Raw genomic sequence first — 26,867 nt, 5'->3', positions numbered from 1 at the left:
TTCCACCTGCAAAAGTATCTGCTGATATCGCGGCTCCATCCCGAACCATTAACTGCCTCGTTGTTACTGTCAAGTTATCTGCATTGCCAGCATCCGAGTCCGTTGCTTTCCCTGTGGACTGCGTGAACAAGCCACTGGGAGACCCATTTATATCCGTTCCAGTGAGTTCGACAGATTCTCTGGCATTTACAGTTAAAGTCCCTGCTTGCCCGCTACCTTGAGTTGTTGCTAATACCTGACCGCCATTTTGAGCGATTAAGCGTTCTGTTTCAATACTGATATTGCCACCGCGCCCATTACCCACAGTCAGAGCCGATACTTCTGCCCCATCTCGAATACTCAACTGTGCAGTTTCTATAGTTAAATTGCCTGCTGAGCCGTCAGTCTCAGTTCTAGCAGCAATACTACTAGGTCTAAACATACCGTTTTCATCTTGACTGCCTCCGTTCAATTCCACCACTTCCGAAGCTTGAATTAAGACATTCCCTGCGTTTCCACGACTTTCACTTTTGGTGGAAGATGAAATTTCACCTCCATCTCGCAAAATCAACTCTCTGGTAGAAATGGTTAAATCTTGTGAATTGCCAGAAGAACCAGATTCAGCTTGAGTTAGCAAGGCACTAGGAATCAGACCGTTTGCCGATCGCCCAATCACTTCTACAGACTCGGAAGCAGTGACAGTTAATCTTCCCCCTGCACCCTCAGAAAAAGTATTTGAGGCTACCTGTGCCCCATCTCGCAGAATTAATCGACCAGTGGCGATCGTCAAATCTCCTGCATTTCCGGTCGCTGGCAAAGTTTGCCCTTCTTGTACATTAACTTGAGCAAAGAAACCGCTGGACAAAGTGCCATCAGGATTAGTTCCACTGAGTTCTATGGAATCTGTCGCGGTGACGGATAAATTGCCCCCTCGACCAGAACCGTAGGTCGTTGTATCTACATAACCGCCACCTTCAGCGATGAAATGTGCTGCTTGGATAGAGACTGTACCTCCGTCTTGGCTTCCGAAAGTCTTAGAAATAATTCCTGAGTCCTCCGTCAACACTACCCGCCCTCCCTGTACTTGAATCGTCCCGCCACCCTCACCGCTAGCATCTACAGCCGCGCCCTGTGATAGTTGAATATCTTGGAAGTTCTGGACACCTGTATATCCCAAAGCGAAACCTGAGTCATTGAAAGTCAGGCTAACTAAACTGTTAGCACCGACACTGCCAAGTTCAATTCTGCCTCCGGGTGCTGTCAAAAAGCCACCGGGAAGCACTAAGTCGCCGCCCACTAGCGCTAAAGTTTGACCGGGTGAAACTTCTAAACCTACGGGCTGCTCATTTCCTTGGCCGCTGTCTTTCTGGGCAGTTTCTGCCCCAGATTGATTGACAATTTGACCGGGATTCGAGCCAAATTGCAAGCTAGTGGGAATGCTGATAGTTAGCAGAGGATTTGCTTGGGGATTGGTGGCACTGAATGATGTGCCGTCAGCGAAGTTGATGCTATTGGCTGTAGTGGCTAGAAACGAACCGCCGATATTCAGGCTGGCATTTGGGCCAAAAATAATGCCGTTGGGGTTGAGGAGAAATAGGTTAACGGTGCTGTTGGTTCGGATTAAGCCATCAATGTTAGAAATTGACCCACCTGTGACGCGAGTGAAGATATTTTGAATCGTATTAGCGTTGTTGAAAAACGCTTCGCCACCGGTGGGGACTGAAAATTCTCGAAAGCTATGGAACAGGTTCTGGCCAGCTTCTGTGCCACCTTCAATGGTGAAGGTGTTGCGGTCAGGGGTGACTGTGGAATTGTTGGGTAGAGTGCGATCGGGGACAATTTGGGCAGTTGCCAATGTGGGAAATCCACCAATGTAAAATAGAATACAGAATATTTTTGCTTTTGTTTTATGGCTCACGAGGAAGGAAAATATAAAAGGGTTATGAATCAAAATGTTGAGCTAATCTTACAAGATAATGAGCTGAAGATGTAACCATAAGCCGATTAATTGTAGGAAAATGGCACGGGGCCGTACCCTGAGTGTCGGTAACGGGTAAAATCAACCGGATTGGATAATGAAATTGCCCGATCGTGCGATCGGATATAACCTTGGTTGCCTATTATTTAACCAATCTTATATTTAATTAGAACAGCATCAGTAGAACCTGCATAGGGTTGACCTTCCAAAGAACCGCTAATACTGCCAGTTATATAGATATTATTGTCAGCATTATTAATTAATAGCTTGTATGCAGTATCTTCACCAGCATAGCCTAGCTGTTGGCTCCACAAACGAACTCCGCTGCTATCTAACTTGGTTACAAAAATGTCATAATCTCCTGCATTCGTGCTACCACTCAAAGAACCTTTAGTCAAGCCTGCAACATATATATCCCCATTTTTATCTAAGCCAATTCCAGTAGTATTATCATCGCCAACAGTCCCAAATTGATTCGTCCAAAGCTGATTACCGTTCGGAGCGTACTTAATTACAAAATTATCCGACCCACCGCTATTTTGATTACCGTTCAAGTTGCCTCTAGTTTGTCCAGTGACATAAATATTGCCACCATTATCAAGTGTTACTCCATAAGCACCGTCGGAGGCTAATGTACCAAACTGACGCAGCCAAACTTGGTTGCCATTAGTATCATATTTAGCGATGAAGGCGTCTGTTCCATCCACACGGACTCCCAAACTCCCGCGAGTATGTCCTACAATGTAGCTATTGCCAGCATTATCAGTAGTTACTGCGCGCACATTTTCGTCTTCCAGTGTGCCAAAATCTTTAACCCAAACCTGATTGCCATTAGTGTCATATTTAGCGATAAAGCCATCTTGATGAGGTATCTTTGGCAATGCTTTTGTAGGATCGAATGAACCCCAAGTATTACCCGCAACATAGATGTTACCTGCATTATCAAGACCCACTCCCGTAGCGTAGTCGCCCATATCCGTAAAAGTCTCTTGACTGCTAAATACTTTCTTCCAGAGTTCATTACCATTGCTGTCATACTTATAGATATAAGCATCGGCATGAGAACTGGTAGTAGTGTATCCAACAATATAAACATTATTGGCTGCGTCAATTTTCATTCCTAGACTACCATCTGTTGCAGGGTCAGCTAATTGTTTCTGCCAAAGTAGGTTGCCATTACTGTCATACTTGGTGAATAAAGTATCCCAGTTACCGAAAGTAGGATCGCCCTCCCCTGTCACACCAACCATATAAACATTTCCTGCACTATCAGTAGCAATATCCCTACCAGTCTCCTGAAGGGAAGTACCAAACTGGCGTACCCACTCAAGCTTGGGATCGGAATTTCCTTTGACTTCAAGGATCTGAGAAAACTCCGAAGTGTTATTCTCAGGATCAGTGGCAGTAGCAGTAATAAATTGACCAAGGGGTACAGCCAACGGTAAGTTAACGGCGACAGTCGCATTACCACTGCTATCTGTCGTCACATTCTGGAATCCAAGGAACTTCTCTCCTTCTCCATAACCGCCACCGCCAAAACTACCATTACCAAAACCACCACTGCCAAAACCAGAGTCATCTAAAGCCTTGTTAGAAAATAATTCTATTCTGAATGTAGTATTGGGAGTGCTATTTATCTTTCCTTTAATAGTTGTATTTCCATTGCTAGAGATAGCGGAAGTCAACTCAGGGAAATTCTGTAAATTGTTAATGCCTGTGTCGCCATCTCCTAAATCATTCACAGTCAATCCACTATTTCCAAAACCGATGCCCAGGAGATCGTTGCCGGAGATGGAATTAGATAAAATAGCATTGCCAGTGGAACCGGAACCGTTAACAAAGACACCATTTTTACCGTTACCGAATATCAAGTTCCCAGCCTGAACCGTTGTCCCGCCAACTGTGTTATTACTTGCGTTCAAAATAGCAACACCATTATTTGTATTGCCCAAATCTTTCGTGCCAGTAACATCGCTACCGATATAGTTGCCTTGAATCAGGTTGTTATTAGCATTTGACTCGGTAATGTAAACGCCAACATTATCATTGCCAGATATGATGTTGCGTGCTTTAACAGTTTGGCCACCAATAATATTATTAGGTGTCCAAACTGATATCCCACTATAGCGGTTGCCCAAATCTTGAGTACCAGTTACATCAGTACCCATGAAGTTGCCTTCAATGATGTTGCCACCATTATCAATCAATCGGATAGCGTCAACACCAAAACGATTGATTGTTAATCCTCTGACTGTACTGTTACCAGCAGAAATATATAAACCATCAACTAAACCTGCTTTACTACCATCTAATTCAATTACTGGACGCTCTGAAAATCCAGGCTGAGTCGTTCCATCAATAATTACTGAATCAGTAATATGTGGCAGTTCCGATAAAGGTTGAATAGTAAAAGCATTAGTGCTGGTATTGTAGCCCGGATCGGTGGGAGGAATCTTAAAGATGACTGTATCCTTGCCAGGACTACTATTGGCCCACTTCAAAACATCCCGTAAACTACCTGGGCCGCTATCCTTTGTATTAGTAACAACATTGGAAGACTCGTCTAGTTCTAATCCGTAAAGATTCAGCTTCCAACTCTTCCAATCTCCTTTAAATTGGTTGCCAGTCTTATCAATAACCTGCAACTTCCATTCACCCTTTGATAACTCTCCCCAGTCTCGGATAGAGGTAAATTTCCACTGATCAGAATCGGGAACAGCCTTTTCGCTATTATTGGAATTTAGGATGTCAGGTATGGTATTTGCTAAAACTGATTCAGTGCCATTTGGCGAAATTAGTTTCACCGTAAAGTCGCGCCAATCGGAATGTTTGACATCAAGAATTACTTCGGCTTTTTCAACAATAATATTCTTGCTAATCGTAGTTTTTTCTTCGATTCCAGTTGCGTTGCCATTAGGAATCGCTTTAATCACATTCTGCAAGTCAGAACTCGCTGAAACTTGCTTTCCGACTGATGCCCAATTAACAGCAGCATTCACTGCAGCGGCGGCATCGATCACCCCAAAGCCATATTCATAACTTACCCAAAGTCCGGCTTTATTCTGTATCCATTTTGGTTTCCCTTCCGTATCTGTACCATTGGGATCGTTTCTTTGAGCCGTCTTTGCCAAAATGTGCTCTACGTCGCGCATGGTTAGGTTAGGATTAGCTTCCAACATCAAAGCAATCACTCCAGAAACCAAAGGCGCAGCCGCAGAAGTCCCGCCAAAATCGGGAGCATAAGAAGGATAAGAAGATCCATTTTTTGAAATAGTTGTCGTTGTAATCGGTTTTAAGTTTAAGTTATTAGGATTGCCGCTGTCGGAGGGTGCTGAAATAAAAATTGCTGAGCCAGGTGTACTATAAGTGGCGTGATTCCCTTGGTTATCAATGGCTGCTACAGCGATCGCATTGAGGGAACTGGCAAAGCTATTGTAATTGACATTCCCGTACAGAGTTCCCTCATTCCCGCCACCAAATACATTAATATTTCCCAGTCCATTTCGACCTTTTTTAACTCCACTTCCCAAGGCTTGCAGAGCTAAGGGTTGCCGCCTCATGTATTCAGGGCCCCAACTGTTGTTCAAGATATCGATAGACTGGTTACGATTGGGGTCAAACAAAGCATCAGCAACCTGTTTACCCAACAGATCAACGTTATAATTGAGTGGATCAGTGTTACCAAATAGCCGCAGCCCTGCTAATTTTGCTTCAGGAGCCACACCGATAATCCCTTGACCGTTTTCACTTCCTGCTGCAATTCCTGCGACTGCGGTACCGTGAGGGTTAGCAGTTTTAATTTGTAATGTCCAGCGTTTTAGAAGTTCTTCACTAAGCTGGCGCATTTCCTGCTCATCATACTCATTTGGGTTGGGATTAACAATTTGTAATTTCCAATTCCCACCCGCATAAATACCATTAAATTGATTTTTTAGATTGAACCTTTGGGAGCTATTTCCACTGAACTGAATTTCGGCATTTTGGGAGAATTTTAAATCCTCCATACCGGGCCACCGGGCTCCTATGCCATAGGAAGCACGCCGATAAAAAAGGCTGAAAGCAGATGAATCAGGACTGTACAGAGATACTTGTAACTCTTCTGGTTTGGGTAAATTAGGTGGCAGAGATTGACTTAAATCGAAGGTAGCATTAACATCTGTCACCATGCCTGTCAAATTAACAGGCAGAGAGAAGTCTATGCTAAACAAACTATTGACGGTTGGTTTGGAAAGATCGGCATTAAAGCTAACTGTAGAAGTCGGCGATGGATCTGTATCTTTATCAGTAAAATCCCAACTCAAACTAGCGTTGTACTGACTTTGTAAATCTGGGTGAATGTATTGTAAACCATCATCAACAATGGCAATAACTACGTCTCTCCCCCGCACTGTTTCGGAAGTTGCAGGATTAATAACGTCCCAAGCAGCGGGGACATTCGCATTCTGTAAATTCCACTGATGGCTGTATAAATTTTCCTGCGGCGGTTCGTACAACAACCTTAATCTGACAGGAACCTGTGGATAAGCATATTCTACTCCCGAAATTGTTGTTAGCTGATCCGCCACATCTTTAACATCCCTTCCCTCTGGAAATTTCCAGATAAATGTGTTAGGAATGTGACCCGTTTCCCCCTGATCGATCGCACCAATACTAGCTGCTAACTGCTGTGAAGACTGTCCAGGCGTTACCCAAACAACCCATTCCTTTGTTTCAGCTAAAGCTTCAGGTGGGTAGCTGTCGAGATTTGCAGCACCGACGATCGCCAATCTGACTTCATCAGACAACCCATCTGCACCCGGATCGCTAATTAGAGCAAATTTTTCACTCGCTACTGGACTAGCACTACCTGCTTTGTCATAAGCGATCGCCGACAATTGATAACGACCCGGTGCTAAACTGCTCAAATTATCACTAAAGTTAAATCGGCCAAACCCATCGCTGTCACTGGTAAACTCAGTAACATCTTTAGCGATTTCAATTTTCTCACCAGCTTCTTTTTGAAACCAGAAATCGACTTTAGCAATATCGCTGACTCCTTCAGTATCAAAAACCTTAGCGCCACTAAAACTAATTTTTTCACCCTTGGTATATAGAGGTAAAATTCTAAATTGTAAATCGCCCGGTGCACTATTGATTAACAAATTGCGTAGCACTTCATTGCTGGCTGCACCTGCTTGATCGTAGGCGATCGCCTTCAACTGGTATTTACCCGCCGCCAACCCATTCAAAGTATAATTAAAAGTTGCCCAACCATTGTTTAAACTGTCGGGAGTGAAATTAGTAGCGTCACTAATATCTGTCCATTCTCCCCCCTCTTTCTGCAACCAGAAATCTATTTTAGCTAAATTATTGGCTCCATTAGCATCAAAAATTTTGGCATTTGTTAACTGAATTGCCTCATTTGGTTTATAAGTAGTTAGTAGGCTAAATTGCAAATTTTCTGGCGATTGGTTAATCGGCGTTGGTGTGGGAGTCGGTGTCGGTGTTGGAGTCGGTGTCGGTGTTGGTGTAACTGTAGCCTCCTGGACAGTAAAGCTTTTGAGTACCGTATTGCTAGTAGCGCCTTCTCGATCGTAGGCGATCGCCTTTACCTCGTACTTTCCTGCACTTAAATCAGACAAAGAATAGCTAAAAGTTCCCCACCCTTGACTATCAGCAGTGAAAGTTTCAGCATTACTAACCTTCACCCATTCTCCGCCTTCCATCCTTTGCGAAAATTCTACTTTTGTGAGGTTAGTAACACCGTCTGCATCGTAAACTTTGCCATCCGTAAAACTGATTTTTTCTCCCACTGGGTAAGCAGTTAAAGCATCAAACTGCAAGTCTTTTGGTGCTGTATTTGTTGGAGTGGGTGTTGGAGTTGGCGTTGGAGTGGGTGTTGGAGTTGGCGTTGGAGTCGGTATTGGAGTTGGTGTCGGAGTCGGTATTGGAGTTGGTGTCGGAGTCGGTATTGGAGTTGGTGTCGGAGTTGGTGTAACTGTAGCCTCCTGGACAGTAAAGCTTTTGAGTACCGTATTGCTAGTAGCGCCTTCTCGATCATAGGCGATCGCCTTTAATTCATAAGTCCCTGTCGCTAAAGCAGGTAGAGAATAACTAAAAGTTGCAAACCCCTGATTATCGGCTATAAAATTCGTCGCACCTTCTAAATTAGTCCACTGACCGCCTTCTTGTCGCAGGGATAAATCTATTTTGGCTATATCAATTACTCCATTAGTATCAGCCACCTTTGCACTTATCAACTCAATCGTTTCACCTCTTGTATAAATCAATCTTAAATCAAATTGTAAGTCTTGCGGCGGTGTATTTTCTGGTGGGGTTAATGTGAGAAAATCGATTAATTTATTCCCACCTTCAGAAGTAGTCCAATCCTTAGCTGGATTAATGACTTCTTTCAGCAAAACCGCTTTACCTGTTGCACCCGTCAACTGGAAAATGATATCCTGATAGTCTTTATCTGAACCCATATCAACCCGCTGATCCTCTATGGGAAATGCCTTGCCAGCACCAGTAACATCTGCTATTTGACCGTACAGCCAGGCATCATTTGGGTTGTGGCTAGATAATGAAAACAGCGGACGCTTATCTCTACCAATGTCAGGATTGTCAAAAACCTCTTGCACCTTACCATTGGGCACCAACATCACAGCAAAAGCCTTTCCGGGAGTCATGGTAAATGTCTTGATGCCCTTATAGGGTTCATTATTATAATTTTTATCTCCCAAACTGCCCCTAAATTCTGGATTTGCACCCTCTGTGGATTCAGAAATCACGATATGACCTAATACAGAATCACTCAGTGCCCGCTTTGCAGCTTCCTTAACAAATTCTTTAAAATCTGAAGTAAAATTCTCCATACCATCGAGACTGAAAATAGCTAGTTCACCTTTATATCTGCCACCATCGTGGAGGAAATCAAAGCCGACTTCACCTTTTTGATCTGTGGTGAAAAACCCAGCCTCAACCCCCATACCCGTTAACGGATCGACTTTACCATCTGGAGTGAGACTGACTTGATAGTTTGTGTTGCCCGAAACCGGAGAAACATTTAAAATATAGTCCGCCACCCCTAAATTATCGATGCTAAGAATTCCCGTAATTTTGTCGCTAGTTGAAATACTTTTGATTAGCCTCCCTTCTTTGTCCCGCAGTTCCATATTGATATCACCGCTAAAACCGACCGCAGAGATTCGGGCACTACCCATACTGGGGAGACTAAAAAAATAGGTATCTGTAGGCTCTGTTTTACCAGTGGAACCGATATAGAAATAGTTATCTTTGAGACTACCGATTTCAATATTAGACATTTGCACCCCGATAAATAAACTTAGGTTTACAAAAAGCAACTAGCAGGAATGCGCGTAGGCGTAGCCAGCCGTAAGCCTCGCTTTTACGCCCTACTAGCTACCTGGTCTGTCGATCATCTGCGATTCTGGCCTACAATCTGTCTGCTTAAGCGAAGCCTTACTTTTTACGCCAATCGTCTGTTTTGTAAAAAAACTTTACAAATTCCCATTAATATTGAGAATTTAGCAGCGATTTGACTGTAACACTTGTAGTATTTACACTACAGGTGTAGCTTGTGCTGCCAGTCAATGCCCCGATGTTAAGTTCAGTCATGTTACTCCGGAAAATAGTTGGTTGAATACGCCCTTAACTATCTATTGGGAGTACCTTGAGGTTTTTATGCGAATTGCGGTAAATCGTTACATAAGTTTATATTTGAGTTGCCGAACGCCCAAAACTTGAAAGCTACCTTACATTACGTCGATCGCTGAGAAATAATACCTGATTATTCGGCTCTTCCGTACTTAGTGTCCCAAATATTTAGTTTTCTGGTTTCCTAAATCATAGCTGGCTGGGATTTCAAGGCAATTGCCCCCTGTTGAGCAAGTTGCTCAACAGCGCAAGCAGATGTAAATAATCTTAAAGCCTTACCTAGCAAAGCTTTGAGGATAAATTTAACTTAACGCGATCGCACTCAGTATGAAGCTTATGCGTAAAACCGTATCCGTATGACCTACCAGCCTTTTTAGCTGAAACAAAAAGAAGCCTCTCGCCTAGCCAAAGGGAGGCGATGAGATGAATTTTTGGGCGATGACGAATTGACCCACAACCGATTCAATCCGTAGGATTGACTTCCCCGGTGGGTCGATGAGGAATCGCCATTTTTAACACTCATAGGGAATCTATAAAATCTTCGATTACATGAGTCATGGTTTTATCATTTTGAGACGAGTATAAGCGTAGTTTGTTTAATCTACGCTCGGAGCTTCTCAAATTTAATGCTTTGTTTTTCATCAATGCCTACATAACGTCTTTGCATTGAGGTTATACTATTTGTATGTCGAAAACAAAAGATAGCAAGGAGAGCTTCATACCAGTACAAAATTAAACAACTTTCATAGCAAGTAGAAAAAATCGCTCGAACGCTCGAAATGCTGCGTTGTCAATAATTATCTACTTACTCAAAGGTTTGATTGGTATGGGCAAAATCGTTTTTCTCTAGATAGATGTCTCTTAATTTGCCAGATACCAGAGTTAAAAGAGCAGCCTAACTATTATAGTCAAAAGGCATCTCTCACCCAACTTAAAGTAGATAGACCTTGGTATAAAGAGATTCACTCTCAAGTATTGCAGGAAGTCCCTAAGAAAGTAGAGATAACTTTTGAACGATGGTTAAAAGGTGATAGTAATGGAAAGAAATCTGGTAGACCTAGATTTAAAGGCGTGGGGCAATACAAAACATTTACGTACCCTCAATTCCAGAGACATCATTTTGCTAACAACAAAATCACACTGTCAAAAATTGGGGAGGTTAAGGTAATTGTTCACCGTCCAATACCTGTAGGGTTTGATATCAAGACCGTATCTGTCACCAAAAAAGCAGATGGTTATTATGTAACCCTAAGTCTTGATGACCAAACGGTTCCCACAATCAAACCGGATTTTAACTCTGACAATATTGTTGGTATTGATGTAGGCTTAATGGATTTATATGTTGCTTCGGATGGTTCGAGAATTAACGCGCCAAAACATCTACGTAAAGCTGAACGTAAATTGAAATCAGCGCAACGTCGTGTTTCTCGTAGAAAAAAAGGTTCTAACCGTCGCAAGAAAGCTATTAAAAAACTAGCTATCCAGCACAAAAAAGTTGCGGATACTCGTAAAGACTTCCACTTTAAGACAGCGAGAACGCTGCTCGATAAGTACGATGTCATAGCTGTGGAAAAGTTGAATAAGCTGTTGCGGCATTTAAATTCTATGTCAAAAAAAATCAAAGTCTTGTGGGGTGTCCCGCCCGCCCTGAATATACAATTTAAATGCGCGACAGCTTATCAAAGGACTCGTTAAAACTCAACTGGCTAAAAGTATTAATGATGCTGGGTGGGAACAGTTGATCATCATACTTTCAAACAAAGCCGAAAATGCTGGGAGAGAAAGTAATAACTGTAAATCCGAACGGCACAAGCCAAGAATGCTCTAACTGCGGTCACAAAGTTAAAAAAGCGGCTATCCCAAAGAATGCACAATTGCCCGGTATGCCATACAAGTTTGTGCAGGGATTTGAACGCGGCTATAAACATAAAGGCGCGTGGGACTCACGCCCTCAAAGCTCAATTAATGTCCTCATAGAGGAGTCGTTGAGAAGCCCACACTCACTCGAAGGGGAGTGTGTGGAGTACGTCACTATTCAGTCACTAGACTGTATGGGTTCAAGGGTAAAATTCTCTGCTTTAATTAAAACGACGCCTCTTAAAGAAACCATCAGTAAAGTAACAGCTAGGATGTTCAACTGTTTCGGAATCATACTTAAGCCGTCCATGTTAAGCCATTTGAGAAAAATTCTGAACTTAGGCAATGTTTTTTGCGGGCGATTGCTTTGAGTTTGTATTTTTTATTGCCATGCGACACAACTTATTAGAACAGCAATATAATTTTAATACCAGCGATACGGAGCCATAGGGTTTTGTACCGCTTGCATCAATCTTTTTGATGAGATAAGTTTAATCTAAAAGGTTACACCATTCTCAATAACTGCCACAATATTTTATTCTGTCAAAACTTACGCAGTGACACTATATATAGCGCATTAAGGAGCTGGCGAGCGCCTGGTGCATCTCAATGAATGCGAATGTGTCACAAAAGAGTTAAAAGAAAAAAGCTAGTAAAATCCTCAAATAAAGATGAGGTAAATAACATGACACCATCAGACCAACAACAGCTAAAAGCCTACTTAAAAGCGGCAAAAATTATTTACACAAATACAGATCCAACCGAGTGAAAAAGTTTTGAAACGATAGAAAAATCAGTCCGTCAGAAAATGTTATCAGAAGTTGGTTCTGAACTAGGGAGCTTTTTTTTTCAGCAGTATCAGGAATTCAAACAGGAAAAACCCGAAAAATAAAATCAATAGTCGGCTCGCTCGACATTACAGACAATCAGGCAAAATATTTTGGCTTAAAAGCTTACAGTCAATTTAGTCCACTGATGGAAAAAGGCTATCTTTTAATCAGTGCCAACGAATCTTATCAAATGGCAGAAAAAGATTTGGAAAAATTTACTGGGATTAAAATTTCTCAGAGTACATTACTCATATTAGTCAAGAGACAAGGATTTGAATTGCCTACCTCTAAAGAAGGAGTCAAAGAAATCACATTGAATTGCGGGAAAGTCAGACTATGCAACGAAACCAAGGGTGAGGGTTGTTACTGGAAAGACTATAAAGCCGTGTGTTTAGATAATGTTTATTCGGGAGCCTTTTTTCAAAATAATCAAGATTTAATTGATGGGACTAATAGCCAAAAATTACTACACCCTATGTATTGCCCTTGAGATGGTCATGCCGGGATTTGGAACATATTTAAAGAAATTGGAGATAATGAACAAAGACAATAAATCTTAGATTGGTATCATCTGAAAGAAAATCTCTACAAGGTAGAGGGTTCAATAAAACGATTAAAATCAGCAGAAAATATGTTATGGCAAGGCAATTTGGATGAAGTTATAAATTTATTTAAAGACTTTAACTGTCAAGCATTTAAAAGGTTTTGCAATTATTTAGAGAGCCATCGCTGCCGAATAATCAATTACCAATACTACAAAGAAGAATCCATAAGTTCGATTGGTTCGGAAACAGTTTAATCAACAATTAAACCCATTGGATTAATGATAAAAATATCGGGAGCGCAAAGGAATATTGAGAACGTTTCTTCTATCCTTGCTCTTCGCTGTGCTGCATCTCAACGGTCAACTTTCAATTTGATGTATTTGCCAAAGTGAGATGCACCCCGAGGGCCGAGCGCAACGCGAACTCTAATAGAATCAGGGAATTATCGTATCACAGTTATAGATTATTGTGCCTATAAAACGAATTGTTTAAATAATTTTTACACTTTACGACTCTAATTAAAGCCGGCCACTGAAGAAGGGGCTTTTACCCAAATTTCCGGTAAAAGTGCGGTGACACACAAGTGTGCTTACGCAGTCGATCGTTCCTCCGTGAATCTCAAGTAGCCCGAACAACTAACTCTTGAGTGGTTGCAAAGCATTCTGGAAAACCTAGTCACCGACTTGTTTACCCAACACATCTCCCTGGGTATCAGCAGTACGGGTATCCGTCATGACTGTGACAACTTCAAATTGCTGAATATAGGCTGGAGTGACGATGGTGGATATGGGAGTGTTACTTGGCGATCGCAATCATCAAGGCAAAATTTATGCCGTGTCTCGCCGGTGCTTGTTTGCCCTCACCCATCAATCGACCAAACTGTACCCCGCCTTTTTGACCCCAGACACCCCCCCAAAGGGTTCTGGGCCTGTTACCGCGGATTCGGAGGGAGGTGCAGAGGGCAGTGGTGCAAGCCGGAGACTGGCGATCGGTAATTAAGCATCGGGCGATCGCACCCCAAAATCTTCAGATACCGAAATCAATAATTATTAACTCCGATAAACTTATCGACATATAGTAGTATACTGCCAATAAAGTTACTCTCAATCTTTTCTTGTGGGCATCTATGTTGATTAAGCTCGCCTCAACTCAGATATTAGGCATTTTGAGCTACTGCCATCAAACTGTCCTTTCTCAGAGAACCCGCAGTCTTGCCCTATTATTTGCAACCGGACTCGGCTTGAGTTTGGTAGTGGCAGCTTGTTCTCCTACCGCTACTACCACACAGGACACAGCCACTGCGAACACTTAGGCACCTACAAAAAGCGTTACAGTTAGCATCGGCTACCAAAAATCTGCTACCGTTCTCAACGCCCTCAAAACCAAAGGTGACTTAGAAAAAGCCTTAGCAGCCTCCAAATCTTCTGTAAAATTTCTAGAATTTCCTGCCGGGACTCCTCTATTAGAAGGAATGAACGCAGGCAGTATTGACTTTGGGTACACAGGAGAAGGACCGCCAGTTTTTGCTCAAACTGCGGGAACCGCATTAGTTTATGTTGCTTACGAAACTGCAAATCCTAAGTCCGAAGGTATCCTAGTTCCCAAGGATTCACCTATAAAAACTGTTGCCGATCTTAAAGGAAAAAAAGTAGCTTTTGCCAAAGGTTCTAACACACATTACCTCCTAGTTAAAGCCTTAGAAGCCGCTGGACTTCAATATAGCGACATCAACCCAGCTTTCCTCAAACCAGCAGAAGCCCGCGCCGCTTTTGAAGGGGGAAATGTCGATGCTTGGGCAATTTGGGACCCGTACTTAGCCGCAGCAGAAAAATCCGCCGGCGCGAGACTTCTAACAGATGCAACAGGAATCGCTGCCAATCGAGGTTACTATCTTGCCCGCAAGGGTTTTGTGGACGAACATCCTGAGATTTTGAAACTCATTTTAGATGAAGTGAAAAAGGTAGATCGATGGGCGGCGGGCAATCCCGTAGAAGTTGCTAAATTTCTGGAGACGCAATTAGGGATAGAAGCCTCCGTGTTAGAAGTGTCTGAAAAGCGACGCAACTATGGCTTTTTTCCCCTCAGCGATGAAGAGATTGCCGGACAGCAACAAATTGCTGATACCTTCCAAAAACTGCAACTTATTCCTAAACCCGTCCAAATTAAAGAAATCGTCTTGAAAGATGGTAAGTAGCGTCATTAGCCAGGAGAAATTAACGTGAATACTCAATGGATAAAAACTGATGTGCTTGTAATTGGTGGCGGTACGGCTGGCACCATGGCTGGTATCAAAGCTAAACAGGCAAATCCTGACAGCGAAGTGCTGATTTTAGAAAAGGCAAATATTCGCAGAAGCGGCGCGATCGCCATGGGAATGGACGGTGTAAACACTGCCGTCATTCCCGGCCATTCTACACCAGAACAGTACGTTCGCGAAATTACCCTTGCTAATGACGGCATCCTCAACCAAAAAGCCGTTTATCAAACTGGAAAATTAGGCTATGAAGTCATCCAAGAGTTAGAAACTTGGGGAGTAAAATTTCAGAAAGATGCCCAAGGTAACTACGACTTAAAACAAGTTCATCGCGTCGGCAAATATGTTTTGCCAATGCCCGAAGGCAAAGACCTCAAACAAATTTTAACCAGACAGGTAAAACGCCACAAAGTTAAAGTTACCAATCGAGTGATGGCAACCCGCGTTTTAGTGCAAGGAGGACGCGCTACTGGAGCCGTTGGCTTTGACGTGCGCAATGGCGATTTTGTAGTAATTCAAGCGAAAGCTGTCATTCTTTCTACAGGTGCTTGTGGTCGTTTAGGACTACCCGATTCCGGCTATCTTTATGGCACCTATGAAAATCCGACTAATGCCGGAGATGGCTATTCAATGGCTTACCACGCTGGAGCAGAACTCACTAACATTGAGTGTTTTCAAGTCAACCCGCTAATTAAAGATTATAACGGCCCTGCTTGCGCTTATGTCGCCGGCCCCTTCGGTGCTCATACTACTAATGCCGAAGGTCATCGCTTCATTAGTTGCGATTATTGGAGCGGTCAAATGATGCTGGAAATCTGGCATGAATTACACTCTGGTAAAGGTCCAATTCAATTAAAAATGACTCATCTCGATGAAGATACTATCGCTGAAATTGAGTCAATTCTTTGGTCAAATGAGCGGCCGAGTCGAGGTCGATTTCACGAGGGTAGAGGGGAAAATTATCGTGATCACGGCGTTGAAATGCACATTTCTGAAATTGGGCTATGCAGCGGCCACAGCGCCTCTGGTGTTTGGGTGAATGAAAAGGCAGAAACAACTGTGTCCGGACTCTACGCAGCGGGAGATATGGCAAGCGTTCCTCATAATTATATGATCGGGGCTTTTGTGTTCGGTAGAATAGCAGGAACTAATGCCATTGACTACATTCAAAGTTTAGATTATGTCGAGCCTGAAGCGGATTTTCTGGAAGCAGAAAAAGCGCGGGTTTATGCACCTTTAAAGCTGCCCAATGTAATCCCTCACACGCAAGTAGAATATAAGTTACGGCGCTTAGTGAATGATTATTTACAACCACCAAAAGTAGGAAACAAAATGGAGATTGGGCTAAAAAACTTTGTCCGTTATCAAGAAACTCTACAGGAAATGGGCGCTCGCGATCCTCATGAGTTAATGCGCTGCATGGAGGTTCACTTTATTCGAGACTGTGCGGAGATGGCGGCGAGGGCTTCTTTGTATCGCTGTGAGACTCGTTGGGGGCTTTATCATTATCGGCTAGATTACCCTGAGAAAAATAATGAAGAGTGGTTTTGCCATGTTAATTTGAAAAAAGAGGAATCAGGAGAAATGAGCTTGTTTAAGCGTCCAGTTGAACCTTATATTGTGGATGTTGATTTACATAAAGAGGATTATAATGTTGTAGCGCGTTGAGTTATAGTAATATAGCAATCCTAAATCATTTGTGAGTTTCTTACTCCCTCCCCAAGGCATCGGGGAGGGTTGGGGTGGGGTAAAAAATTTACGACTCCTGCAAGGATTGCTATATTAGGTTATTTTTCCCAGTCATTGGGACAAATAAAACTAAGATTAGTATAAATTCAAGTGGGATGTGAGATATTATCTAGTTGATGAATTTTGAGATCCGGAAGATATTGTAGAGTGCGTCAGTTCTAAATAATTTGTGAGTTCTACAAAACTTTGGCTCTAACGCACACGACCCCTATAATCAGTTGCTTAAATGCTATACAGCTTATTGTAGAGGTGAGTTGTCGTCAATATCTCTGATTTCTCCTTATCCGATCCATAAACCCACTCCCTCCCACTTGAGAATCGGATAACTCTATTCACCATTAACCATCGCACCTAACTATGGCTTTAATTACACAACGAGTTGATGTTCCAGTCACCGTAGATGAGTCTAAGTGTTTGGAGAAGTGCCATGTCTGCATTGATGTTTGTCCTTTGGATGTACTGGCCAAAAATCCGGAAACAGGGAAAGCTTACATGAAATACGATGAATGTTGGTTTTGTTTGCCTTGTAAAAAAGAATGTCCAACCAATGCCATAACGGTTAAAATTCCCTTCTTGTTGCGCTAAGTTTTTCTATTTTGTAGAACGTGTAAAAATTCATGATTACTGAGAATGATAGTGAATTAAATCAATGGCTAGAAATGCTGCGATCGCCCGAACTAAGCGATCGCCTTGTTGCCGTGAAAAATTTACAATATTTGGGTGATGAAGAAGCTACAAATGCCCTACTTTTCGCCCTGTCAGATGAGAGTATTGCCGTTCAAAAAATTGCCATATCTGCCCTTTGGGAAATTGGCAATCCTGTAGCTATTCCTGCTTTTATTGAGTGTCTAGGTTCCGCCGATGCCGATATTCGCCAAGAAGCATTATCTGCATTAAATGAATTAGTTTCACCAACTGACTTACGGCTACTACTAGATGCACTCCACCGCGACAATGTTAATATCCAACTCAATATCTTAACCTTGTTGCGGAAGATTCACGATGCTCAGTCTTTACCCGATATTTTACCATTTTTTGCCTCGGATGTTCCTGAATTGAGAGCTACAGCAGTAACCACTCTCAGCTATCTCAATCAGGTGGAAAAATGTCCCCAAGCTTTGGCCTTAATATCTGATACAGATTTAAATGTTCGCCGTGCTACGGCTTTAAGTTTAGGACATTTAACAGATCCAGAAGTCATCTCAATTTTGTGTCAAGCACTCAAAAGCGATACTGACTGGCAAGTGCGACGAAATGCAGCTAAATCTTTGGCAATTCATGCCGATTGTGCGGCAATTTTGGCACTGGAAACAGCGGTAAGTGACGAACACTGGCAAGTGCGCAAATTCGCGCTACAAGCGTTGCAAAAAATTCCCGATGAACGAGTCATGCCGGCTTTGATTAGAGCCTTAGCTGATGAATATTCAGATGTGCGGAAAGAAGCTGCGATCGCCCTCGGTAATCTCAGCAATCCTGCCGCGATGCCTGCGCTGCAACAATCTCTGGACGATCCCGATAAAGAGGTTACTATTTTTTCTCAAAAAGCGATTCAGAAAATTCAAACATTACTGCAAAATTCCCAAAATGGTTAATTCTTCGTCTTTACCAGAAACCCACTCACATCTCCCCTCAGAAAATCCCAATCCTGTGGAAAAATTACGACAGCAAGAAGTTGTCAACTATCTCAAACAAGTCATCGAACCCACACTCAAAAATGATATCATCAGTTTGGGAATGGTGCGAAATTTGCGAATTGTTGAAAATTACATTTATTTGCGCCTTTATATTGGATCGCATCAGCAAGATTTGCCAAAAATAATTGAATCTGTTTTATCGCCTATAAGCTGGTGCAAAAAAACTTATATTCAAACTTGCACCATAGCCAAGGTGCGAACTACCTTGGCTATTTCTAGCGGCAAAGGTGGGGTGGGAAAATCTACAACGGCTGTGAATTTAGCAACAGCGTTAAAATTACAGGGAGCCAAGGTAGGCTTGCTAGATGCTGATGTTTACGGCCCCAATATTCCTCAAATGTTAGGCTTAGGACAAGCCGATGTAGAGACAATTAATACTGCTAAAGGTGAGAAATTTTTACCCCTGGAAGCACAGGGAATTAAAGTGATGTCAGTGGGTTTATTAGCCGAGCCAGAACGTCCTTTAGCATGGCGAGGCCCTGTTCTCCACAAAATTATTACGCAGTTTATTCAAGATGTAGAATGGGGCGAATTAGATTATTTACTCATTGATTTACCCCCCGGTACCGGAGATGCTCAAATTACCATTGTGCAAGAAAGTCCTATTTGTGGAGTGATTCTCGTTACTACGCCGCAACAAATATCTATTTCCGATGTCCGTCGCAATATTTATATGTTTCGCCAAGTAGGGGTTCCAGTGCTTGGGATTATTGAAAATATGAGTTATTTAATCTGCGATCGCCATGAAGAACCGATACAAATTTTTGGTAGTGGTGGGGGTAAACAGTTAGCAGAAGAACTTCAAGCGCCCCTCCTTGCCCAAATTCCTATTGATCCGCGCATCTGTGCGGGAGGTGATACAGGAAAACCCCTAACAATTGCAGATCCGAACTCGGCGGTATCTCAGGTTTTTATGCAGATAGCAGCAGCGCTAGATGCTACTTTTTCTCCGGCGCGTGTAACTGATACATTACCCCTGAATATTAATCATTTAAGTAACTATAGCAATCCTAAATGAGTCGTAAATTTTTTACCCCACCCCAGCCCTCCCCTTAGTAAGGGGAGGGAGTAAGAAATTCACAATTGATTTAGGAGCGCTATAGATCAGTCAGACAAGCAAAAATTTACACAATGTGCTTGCATTTTTGAAGTCCTTTGTGGAATAAGAGGAGCTTATTAACGTAATCTACGGTATATCGGTCGATTTATCGTATTTTACTCATCAATAATGATTAGCTCAGCTTTTACATAGCTATTACGTTTTTTGGTTTTCCATACTTGAAACTTAGGAAGGAACCGTGTTAACCCGATTAAGAGAGAGCCAATTTTTAGCTAAATTGAGGCATTTTGGGAGCCAACTCAAACCTAGTTCAATCAAGACCTTTGCTTTGCTTTTTGCAGTTGGCTTCAGTTTGAGTTTGATTGTTTCTGCCTGTAGTCCTACTCAGCAAACAAATACAACTACAGCCCCGACTTCTGCAGCCACATCGGTGGCTAGTTCTAAATCACAACAAAGCAATGTAATTCGGATCGGCTATCAAAAATATGGCACTCTAACTCTCCTAAAATCACGGGGGGATTTAGAAAAGCGTTTGGCTTCCCAAAGCACTTCTGTACAGTGGGTTCAATTTCCCGCTGGCCCTCAATTACTGGAAGCTTTGAATGCAGGCAGTATTGACTTTGGCCATACAGGAGAAGCGCCGCCTATTTTCGCACAAGCGGCTGGCGCACCATTGGTATATGTTGCTAACGAACCTCCTAATCCTAAAGGCGAAGCTATCTTAGTACCGAAAGATTCTCCCATTCAAGATGTGGCTGGGTTAAAAGGCAAAAAAGTTGTATTTAATAAGGGTTCAAATGTGCAGTACCTCGTGGTAGAAGCATTAACAGCAGCCGGATTAAAATATAGCGACATTCAGCCTATTTATCTACCACCAGCAGATGCGCGGGCAGCTTTTGAACAAGGTAGCGTTGATGCTTGGGCGATTTGGGACCCGTTTTTTACAGTAGCGAAACGAGCTACAGGTGCTCGTATTCTTAAGGATGGAGAAGGGCTTGTAGCTAATCGGGAATTCTATCTAGCTGCCAAACCTTTTAACGATCAATATCCTGACCGGATTAAGGCAATTTTAGAGGAACTTCAAAAAGTAGACGAATGGGCGGCAAGTCAACCAACTGAGGTGGCAAAGTTGCTGTCTCCTGAGCTTGGTATTGATGTTCCAACTTTAGAGGAAATCTCACGGAGACGGCCTTACGGTCTGCAGCAGGTTACGGATGAAGTCGTTACTTATCAGCAAAAAGTTGCTGATACTTTCTTGGATTTGAAGTTACTTCCCAAACCAATCAAAATTAGCGAAGTGGCTCAGGTAACTAAACAATAAATAGTGAGGGACAGTAAGAGAAATGGAATTATTTTGGTTTATCCCAACTCACGGAGACGGACGCTATTTAGCGACAGGAATTGGAGGGCGCTCTTGCAGTTTTTCCTACTTAAAGCAAATCGCTCAAGCCGTTGATCGTTTAGGATTTACGGGCGCTCTGCTTCCGACTGGGCGTTCTTGCGAAGACGCATGGGTAGTGGCTTCATCCCTAATGGCTGTTACAGAACAAATGCGTTTTTTAGTAGCAATTCGCCCTGGATTAATGTCTCCTGGGGTAGCAGCACGGATGGCAGCAACATTTGACAGGTTATCTAACGGACGCTTGCTGATTAATGTTGTTACGGGCGGCGACCCGATTGAATTGGCGGGGGATGGAGTGCATCTGGGTCACGACGCACGTTATGAACTGACGGATGAATTCTTGACAGTTTGGAGAGAGATGCTTGAAGAGAGTAACTCGACTAACGGGCGAGAGCAAGAAGTCAATTTTAGCGGTGAATACCTTCAAATAAAGGGCGGAAAACTTTTATTTCCCCCTGTACAAACTCCTCATCCTCCGTTATGGTTTGGCGGTTCTTCGCCAATAGCACAACAAATTGCCGCTAAACATATTGATGTTTATCTTACTTGGGGAGAACCGCCACAACAAGTAGCCCAAAAAATTGAAGCTGTGAAAAAATTAGCAGCAGAACAGGGTAGAACTGTGCGTTTTGGAATTCGCCTTCATGTCATTGTACGCGAAACTGAAAGCGAAGCTTGGGAGGATGCCAATCGATTGATTCAATATGTCGATGAAGATGCGATCGCAGCTGCCCAAAAAGCTTATGCTAGGATGGATTCTGAAGGGCAGCGGCGCATGACTGAACTACACACAGGCAGCCGCGAAGCTCTGGAAATTAGCCCCAATTTGTGGGCGGGAATTGGGTTAGTAAGAGGCGGTGCCGGTACTGCTTTAGTGGGAGATCCCGATACCGTTGTGGCGCGAATGTTGGAATATTCCGAATTGGGAATTGAAACTTTCATTTTTTCTGGTTATCCCCACTTAGAAGAAGCATATCGAGTGGCTGAATTGCTATTCCCCCGCTTGCCGCTGAAAAACCAACCGACTGTACATCAACCGCAAATGTTTAGTCCTTTTGGCGAAATTGTTGCCAACGAAAAGTTTCTCCAACAAAAACAAGTTATTCCTACGAGCGCGTTATGAATAAAAAATGGCTCAAAAACCCCTATTTTCAGCAGGTAATCCCCTGGATTGTACCAATGATGCTGATTGTTAGCTGGCAATTATTGGTGCAGGTGGGTTGGCTTTCCACAAGAGTTTTACCAGCACCAACAGGTGTTTTAAGTGCAGGAATTAGATTGGCAATTAGCGGAGAACTGTTTCACCATATCGGAATTAGTGCTTGGCGTGCGCTGGTTGGTTTCATCATAGGCGGAGGGATTGGTTTGACTCTAGGTTTCCTCAATGGTCTTTTTCCAATCGCCGAAAAGCTGCTAGATATAGCGGTTCTCAAAAAAGTGAGGTATGCTCTATGCCCTATGCCCTATGCCCTATGCCCTATGCCCTATGCCCATGAGTACCTCATCTTTCTGAGAAAGGCTATACTTCTCTACAAATGATTCGCAATATTCCACACCTCGCCTTAATTCCTCTAGTAATTTTGTGGTTTGGAATTGGCGATCCAGCTCGATTATTTTTGGTAGCTTTGGGTGTGTTTTTTCCAATGTATATCAATACATTTCACGGCATCCGCAGCGTAGATGCTGGATTGATTGAAATGGGAAAAGTTTATGGCTTGAGTGCCAGGTCTCTTTTGTGGAAAATTATTTTGCCTGGGGCCTTGCCTTCAATTTTGGTGGGCCTGCGATATTCCTTGGGGATTATGTGGCTGACGCTGATTGTCGCAGAAACAATTGCGGCGGACTCTGGTATTGGTTACATGGCAATGAATGCTCGGGAGTTCTTGCAAACTGATGTAGTTGTGGTGAGCATTATCATGTATGCTTTGTTGGGTAAGTTGGCAGATGCGATCGCCAGGAAGCTAGAAGAGAAATGGCTGGCTTGGCATCCCAATTATCAGCCAGCTTAGGTTGAAAAAAGAAGCCATAAGAAAGAAAGATGAGAGTGTCCCATTTTTTTTTCTTAGTCCGTCTAAAAATTACAGCTACAAACCCCTGTACAGCTATGACCCATTTGACTGAATACGAAGACGCAAATGATGAAGTACGCGCAGTGTATGACGACATTCGCGCGACACGCAAAACCGAGTACATCAACAACTTTTGGAAAGCGATCGCCAACCATCCGCCTACCCTGCAACGTACCTGGCAGAATGTGAAGGAGGTGATGACGGGTCCGGGAGAACTCGATCCCCTTACCCGCGAGTTAATCTACATTGCTGTCAGCGTTACAAATGGTTGCCCATACTGCATTTCATCTCATACAGCCGGAGCGCGAGCCAAGGGAATGGATGATGCCATATTTGGGGAACTGATGGCGATCGTGGCAACCGCAAACGCTACCAATCGACTGGCAAATGGCTATCAAATTCCGGTGGATGAACAATTCAAATTATAAAAGGCGTTCAATCTTAACCACTTATCAAAAAAAATTGGTTTAAAACCCCGTCCTTCTAGGACGGCTTTTTGTGGGCAAAAGTATAAACCCTTGAGCTATTCTAATAAAAATATGTAACAAATGTAGCTAAACAAGTAATTCCATTGTACATTAAGAATAGCTCAAAAAAGGAGAGTCAGACTTGTTAACCAACTATGTGTACAAGTTGCGCCAAAATCAAACGCAAGACTTAAAAATGTCCAATTGGGTAGATATGTTGCGGAGTCACTACAACTGGTGTCTGAATGACAGAATTACTCAATACAGCCAACAGTTCCTACAAGGAAACTATTGCGAAATTAGGACAAAAAGTGAAGCTTGCCCGTTAACCAGTTGCGTTAGTAGAAACGGTGCAACTGGATCGCCGTGGAAGAGCGGAAAAATAGATAAAGACGGCAAAATCAAAAACCCTCGACGCAACCCAGGCGACATTCAAATTACCGCATTGCCAGAGTTAAAAGCGGCTAGACCTTGGTTTGCCGGAATAGACTCAACGGTTCTACAGCAAAATGTCAAACGGTTAGACACTGCTTACAAGAACTTTTTTGAAGGTCGGCGTTTTCCCAAGTTCAAGAACCGCAGCAACTTTACATCCTTCACTTTTGTGATGGGGGTAAAAATACAAGGTAACAAAATTTATTTACCTAAGCTGGGCTGGATGCGTTTTCACAACTCACGTCCGATTCCCATCGGTTTTACCATTAAAGCCTGTACCGTGAGAAAACGGCAAAATGGCTGGTACGTATCGATCCGCATTGAGGACAAATCTGTTCCCGATTACACTACAAAACCTCTCAAGGATGTCGTCAAAGTAGTTGGATGCGACATGGGAATTACTAAATTAGTCCATCTGTCAGATGGAGCTCAAATCGAAAATCCCAAGTTCTCAACTACGAAGAAAGCTAAACGCATTCTGAGAATCAGGCAGAGACGAGTCAGTCGAAAAGCTAAAGGTAGCAAGAACCGCAAAAAAGCAGCTCAGAAAGTGGGCTTTTTCCACCAAAAGATTAGCGATAAACGCCAAGCTCACCACTGGAAAGTCGCTAATAAAATTGTGGAGCGCAAGATTGACGGCATAGCTTTGGAGGATTTGAATATATCGGGAATGATGCGCCGCTGCCGAGTAAAAATTGATGAGAAAACAGGTAGATTTCTGAAAAATGGGCAAGCAAAGAAGAAAGGTTTAAACCGTTCTATCTCTGACGCAGGTTGGGGTGAACTAATTTTGAAGATTGAGTATCTGGCTGTAAAGCAAGGAAAAATCGTAATCAAAATTAATCCCAAGCACTCTAGCCAAGAATGCCGGAATTGTGGCAATATCGACAAGTCAAACAGAGATGGCGAAAAGTTCATTTGTGCTAAATGCGGCTACCACGAACACGCCGATATCGGTGCAGTAAAAACGATTAGAGATCGAGCTTTGAAATTGGTACGCGGGGACTCCGCGAAACCTGGTGCTTGCACCTAAACGCCCAAAAGAGATCATCGCGCCGGGCGAGCAAACGTGATGAGTTTGGGAACCCTAGAAACAGGGATATTGAGTCAGAAATTTCTCAAGAATCCTCGCGCCTTCAGGCGCCCGGAGTGTCAAGTCCTGAACAAAGTTGCAAAGGTTTTTCCCCAATTGCGCCAGGAAGTTTTTTAACATACTCCCCGCACTGGCGGCGACTACAACACCGTCGCAGCCATTGCCCGTGCCTGCTCGCGCAGTTCTGGGACAGCAATCGTTTCCCATAAATCTCCTCTGCGCGGGGTTCCCAAAGTATAGAGCAGACTTGAACGGTTGCCCCGAGCATCTAATACGGCACCATCAGCTGCAGTATCCAATCCCAAGCCGATTTCGTTGGGGCGGATCAACCCTTGGGCACGTAAATTGGCGATCGGCGGTTGGGGCGATCGGCGATAATCTGTTTGTACGCCTGTGCAATTCACCGCGCGGCTGACCTGCAACACCCGATTCGTTTGCGTTTGGCGATCGCGAACGGTAACAGCCACCCCATCAGGTACCGCTTGATAGCCCTGAATGCGCCCTGCGGTAATTGTCAGTTGCCCTGATTCCAGCATTTCCCTGACAACATCCCCCATTTCAGGGGCAATCCGATGCCGGTGCACATCCCAATAGGGGGTGGCATGGCGCAAAAACCGTCGCTGCTCCACGCGGCCGAGTTGTTGCCAGAGTTGCTGGGTGATGGGACGCAGGGAATCGATCGCCGATCGCCAGTCGTAGCCCTGGTCCGCCGCCGTCTGCACCTCACTCCGAATGCACCGCAGCAAGCCCCGAATCGTTTTGGGCGCGGTGTCTGGGGTCAAAAAGGCGGGGTAGGGTTTGGTCGATCGATGGGTCAGCGGCAACAACCCCCGGCGAGACACGGCGTAAATTTTGCCTTGATGGTGGCGATCGTGGAGCGACACCACCATATCCATCATTGTCAGTCCAGTGCCAATCAGCAACACCGGCGCATCAAGCTCAAGCCCTGCCAAGGCCGAAGCTGACCACGCATGGCGGAGGTAGGGGGTGTCATCATCCTTAGTTTGCGATGCACTCGGAACTGCTGGCGCGTTTCCCACTGCCAGCACAATTTTGTCTGCCACGAAAGCACGGCCGCTCCGCAGAGAGACGATCGCACCTGAGGCTTGTGGCTCCACTGCCACCACTTCATCGATGACGCGCTCCAGCCGGACGTTACTCGGTGCCGCGGCTTCAGCTTCCTCTAGAATCGACTGAATGTAAAGCCCGTAGATATGACGGGGAATGAAACTGCTGGCGTTCAGGTCATTGGGCAGGAATGCCGCCAATTCGCTGCGGTTAAGTAGCTAGACAAAATTAATTACATAGTTTTCTCAAAATTCTTTCAGGATTTTTTCCACAGAGGTAACAAAAGTTCCCCAACTCTTGTAAGCAGATATCTCAATCCATTCATACTTAATAAACCGCCATAAAATTTAAATTAAATTTAATTCAGGAGAGTAAGAAGGCAACTCAAAAAGAGTAATATTACGTTGTTTCCACTCTTCAAGTTTGTCAACAATAGCATCAATGGTATGAATAGAAGCTTGATCTGTGACAATTACCGTTGGCTTATGTACTGCGGGGAAAAAAGCATCAATACAGGCAATAACTACATCTGAATAAATACTTTGAGATGAAATATAAGTTTCAAGATGGTTATTTCGATTCATGATTCTTAGTACATTCATTCGCTGACTACGACGACTAGGAATTGTTAAATATTCTCCGATATCCTGCCAGCCATAGGGGACACAAGGAATCATACAAAATCCCGTTTCATCCAAGTAATATAAATCAATCTTACCCTCATCATCCAA

17 protein-coding genes and 2 pseudogenes are annotated in these 26,867 nt (G+C 43.4%); 15 read left to right on the top strand and 4 right to left on the bottom strand.

Features of this window, described 5'->3' with window-relative positions:
• The coding region (locus tag ACUVJL_RS35635; RefSeq protein ID WP_445250133.1) for a filamentous hemagglutinin N-terminal domain-containing protein at positions 1-1,834 on the bottom strand (1,834 nt) is incomplete at its 3' end.
• A gap of 269 nt (positions 1,835-2,103) precedes the next feature.
• Complete coding sequence (locus tag ACUVJL_RS35630) at positions 2,104-9,261, bottom strand: S8 family serine peptidase (protein ID WP_445250132.1); 7,158 nt, start codon at positions 9,259-9,261, stop codon at positions 2,104-2,106.
• A gap of 1,192 nt (positions 9,262-10,453) precedes the next feature.
• Between ACUVJL_RS35630 and ACUVJL_RS35625 the strand changes: the two are divergent.
• The 15 genes and pseudogenes from ACUVJL_RS35625 to ACUVJL_RS35555 form a co-directional block, all read left to right on the top strand.
• Positions 10,454-11,308 (top strand): annotated as a pseudogene (locus ACUVJL_RS35625) (RNA-guided endonuclease InsQ/TnpB family protein); the annotation flags it as partial.
• A 171-nt stretch (positions 11,309-11,479) separates the two neighbouring features.
• Positions 11,480-11,590, top strand: a complete 111-nt coding sequence (locus ACUVJL_RS35620) for a hypothetical protein (RefSeq protein ID WP_445250135.1) — start codon at positions 11,480-11,482, stop codon at positions 11,588-11,590.
• Positions 11,591-12,155: 565 nt separating this feature from the next.
• Positions 12,156-13,220, top strand: a pseudogene (locus tag ACUVJL_RS35615) (ISKra4 family transposase).
• A gap of 411 nt (positions 13,221-13,631) precedes the next feature.
• On the top strand, positions 13,632-13,844 hold the full coding sequence (locus tag ACUVJL_RS35610; protein ID WP_445250131.1) for a hypothetical protein: 213 nt from the start codon (positions 13,632-13,634) through the stop codon (positions 13,842-13,844).
• Between the two features lie 340 nt (positions 13,845-14,184).
• Positions 14,185-15,039: a sulfonate ABC transporter substrate-binding protein gene (locus tag ACUVJL_RS35605; protein ID WP_445250134.1), complete on the top strand. Its 855-nt coding sequence runs from the start codon at positions 14,185-14,187 to the stop codon at positions 15,037-15,039.
• A 24-nt stretch (positions 15,040-15,063) separates the two neighbouring features.
• The gene (locus ACUVJL_RS35600; protein ID WP_445250130.1) at positions 15,064-16,767 is read left to right on the top strand and encodes a fumarate reductase/succinate dehydrogenase flavoprotein subunit; all 1,704 of its coding nucleotides are present in this window, start codon (positions 15,064-15,066) and stop codon (positions 16,765-16,767) included.
• Positions 16,768-17,205: 438 nt separating this feature from the next.
• The gene (locus ACUVJL_RS35595; protein WP_445250129.1) at positions 17,206-17,433 is read left to right on the top strand and encodes a 4Fe-4S dicluster domain-containing protein; all 228 of its coding nucleotides are present in this window, start codon (positions 17,206-17,208) and stop codon (positions 17,431-17,433) included.
• A 32-nt stretch (positions 17,434-17,465) separates the two neighbouring features.
• A complete protein-coding gene (locus tag ACUVJL_RS35590; RefSeq protein WP_445250128.1) occupies positions 17,466-18,440 on the top strand; it encodes a HEAT repeat domain-containing protein in 975 nt (324 codons plus the stop codon).
• Complete coding sequence (locus tag ACUVJL_RS35585; RefSeq protein ID WP_445250127.1) at positions 18,433-19,560, top strand: Mrp/NBP35 family ATP-binding protein; 1,128 nt, start codon at positions 18,433-18,435, stop codon at positions 19,558-19,560. The genes ACUVJL_RS35590 and ACUVJL_RS35585 overlap by 8 nt, the downstream gene beginning before the upstream one ends.
• 280 nt (positions 19,561-19,840) lie before the next feature.
• Positions 19,841-20,923, top strand: a complete 1,083-nt coding sequence (locus tag ACUVJL_RS35580; protein WP_445250126.1) for a sulfonate ABC transporter substrate-binding protein — start codon at positions 19,841-19,843, stop codon at positions 20,921-20,923.
• A 22-nt stretch (positions 20,924-20,945) separates the two neighbouring features.
• The gene (gene ssuD, locus ACUVJL_RS35575; protein ID WP_445250125.1) at positions 20,946-22,127 is read left to right on the top strand and encodes an FMNH2-dependent alkanesulfonate monooxygenase; all 1,182 of its coding nucleotides are present in this window, start codon (positions 20,946-20,948) and stop codon (positions 22,125-22,127) included.
• Positions 22,124-22,543, top strand: coding sequence for a hypothetical protein (locus ACUVJL_RS35570; RefSeq protein ID WP_445250124.1), 420 nt, complete (start codon positions 22,124-22,126; stop codon positions 22,541-22,543). The genes ssuD and ACUVJL_RS35570 overlap by 4 nt, the downstream gene beginning before the upstream one ends.
• Positions 22,540-23,013 carry an ABC transporter permease subunit gene (locus tag ACUVJL_RS35565; protein WP_445250123.1) on the top strand — a complete coding sequence of 158 codons (474 nt, stop codon included), beginning with the start codon at positions 22,540-22,542 and terminating at the stop codon, positions 23,011-23,013. The genes ACUVJL_RS35570 and ACUVJL_RS35565 overlap by 4 nt, the downstream gene beginning before the upstream one ends.
• A 95-nt stretch (positions 23,014-23,108) precedes the next feature.
• Complete coding sequence (locus tag ACUVJL_RS35560; protein ID WP_445250122.1) at positions 23,109-23,501, top strand: carboxymuconolactone decarboxylase family protein; 393 nt, start codon at positions 23,109-23,111, stop codon at positions 23,499-23,501.
• 181 nt (positions 23,502-23,682) lie between these two features.
• Complete coding sequence (locus ACUVJL_RS35555) at positions 23,683-25,008, top strand: RNA-guided endonuclease InsQ/TnpB family protein (protein WP_445250121.1); 1,326 nt, start codon at positions 23,683-23,685, stop codon at positions 25,006-25,008.
• Between the two features lie 200 nt (positions 25,009-25,208).
• On the opposite strand, the gene ACUVJL_RS35550 is transcribed toward ACUVJL_RS35555, so the two are convergent.
• Together ACUVJL_RS35550 and ACUVJL_RS35545 are read right to left on the bottom strand one after the other, a co-directional pair.
• Positions 25,209-26,336 (bottom strand): FAD/NAD(P)-binding protein, encoded by a 1,128-nt coding sequence (locus tag ACUVJL_RS35550; RefSeq protein ID WP_445250120.1) that lies wholly within the window; start codon positions 26,334-26,336, stop codon positions 25,209-25,211.
• A gap of 147 nt (positions 26,337-26,483) precedes the next feature.
• Positions 26,484-26,867: IS630 family transposase (locus ACUVJL_RS35545; RefSeq protein ID WP_445250119.1), on the bottom strand; the 384-nt coding region annotated here is incomplete at its 5' end.

Source organism: Microcoleus sp. OTE_8_concoct_300, assembly GCF_031383065.1.
Taxonomy (GTDB): Bacteria; Cyanobacteriota; Cyanobacteriia; order Cyanobacteriales; family Microcoleaceae; genus Microcoleus.
The sequence above is the reverse complement of the archived record's forward strand: the minus strand, read 5'-3'. Positions and strand labels throughout refer to the sequence as shown.

Coding starts and splice junctions, on each gene's coding strand:
- ACUVJL_RS35630 (WP_445250132.1), bottom strand. CDS start 9,261: ATGTCTAATATTGAAATCGGTAGTCTCAAAGATAACTATTTCTATATC.
- ACUVJL_RS35620 (WP_445250135.1), top strand. CDS start 11,480: ATGCACAATTGCCCGGTATGCCATACAAGTTTGTGCAGGGATTTGAAC.
- ACUVJL_RS35610 (WP_445250131.1), top strand. CDS start 13,632: ATGGGAGTGTTACTTGGCGATCGCAATCATCAAGGCAAAATTTATGCC.
- ACUVJL_RS35595 (WP_445250129.1), top strand. CDS start 17,206: ATGGCTTTAATTACACAACGAGTTGATGTTCCAGTCACCGTAGATGAG.
- ACUVJL_RS35590 (WP_445250128.1), top strand. CDS start 17,466: ATGATTACTGAGAATGATAGTGAATTAAATCAATGGCTAGAAATGCTG.
- ACUVJL_RS35585 (WP_445250127.1), top strand. CDS start 18,433: ATGGTTAATTCTTCGTCTTTACCAGAAACCCACTCACATCTCCCCTCA.
- ssuD (WP_445250125.1), top strand. CDS start 20,946: ATGGAATTATTTTGGTTTATCCCAACTCACGGAGACGGACGCTATTTA.
- ACUVJL_RS35570 (WP_445250124.1), top strand. CDS start 22,124: ATGAATAAAAAATGGCTCAAAAACCCCTATTTTCAGCAGGTAATCCCC.
- ACUVJL_RS35565 (WP_445250123.1), top strand. CDS start 22,540: ATGATTCGCAATATTCCACACCTCGCCTTAATTCCTCTAGTAATTTTG.
- ACUVJL_RS35560 (WP_445250122.1), top strand. CDS start 23,109: ATGACCCATTTGACTGAATACGAAGACGCAAATGATGAAGTACGCGCA.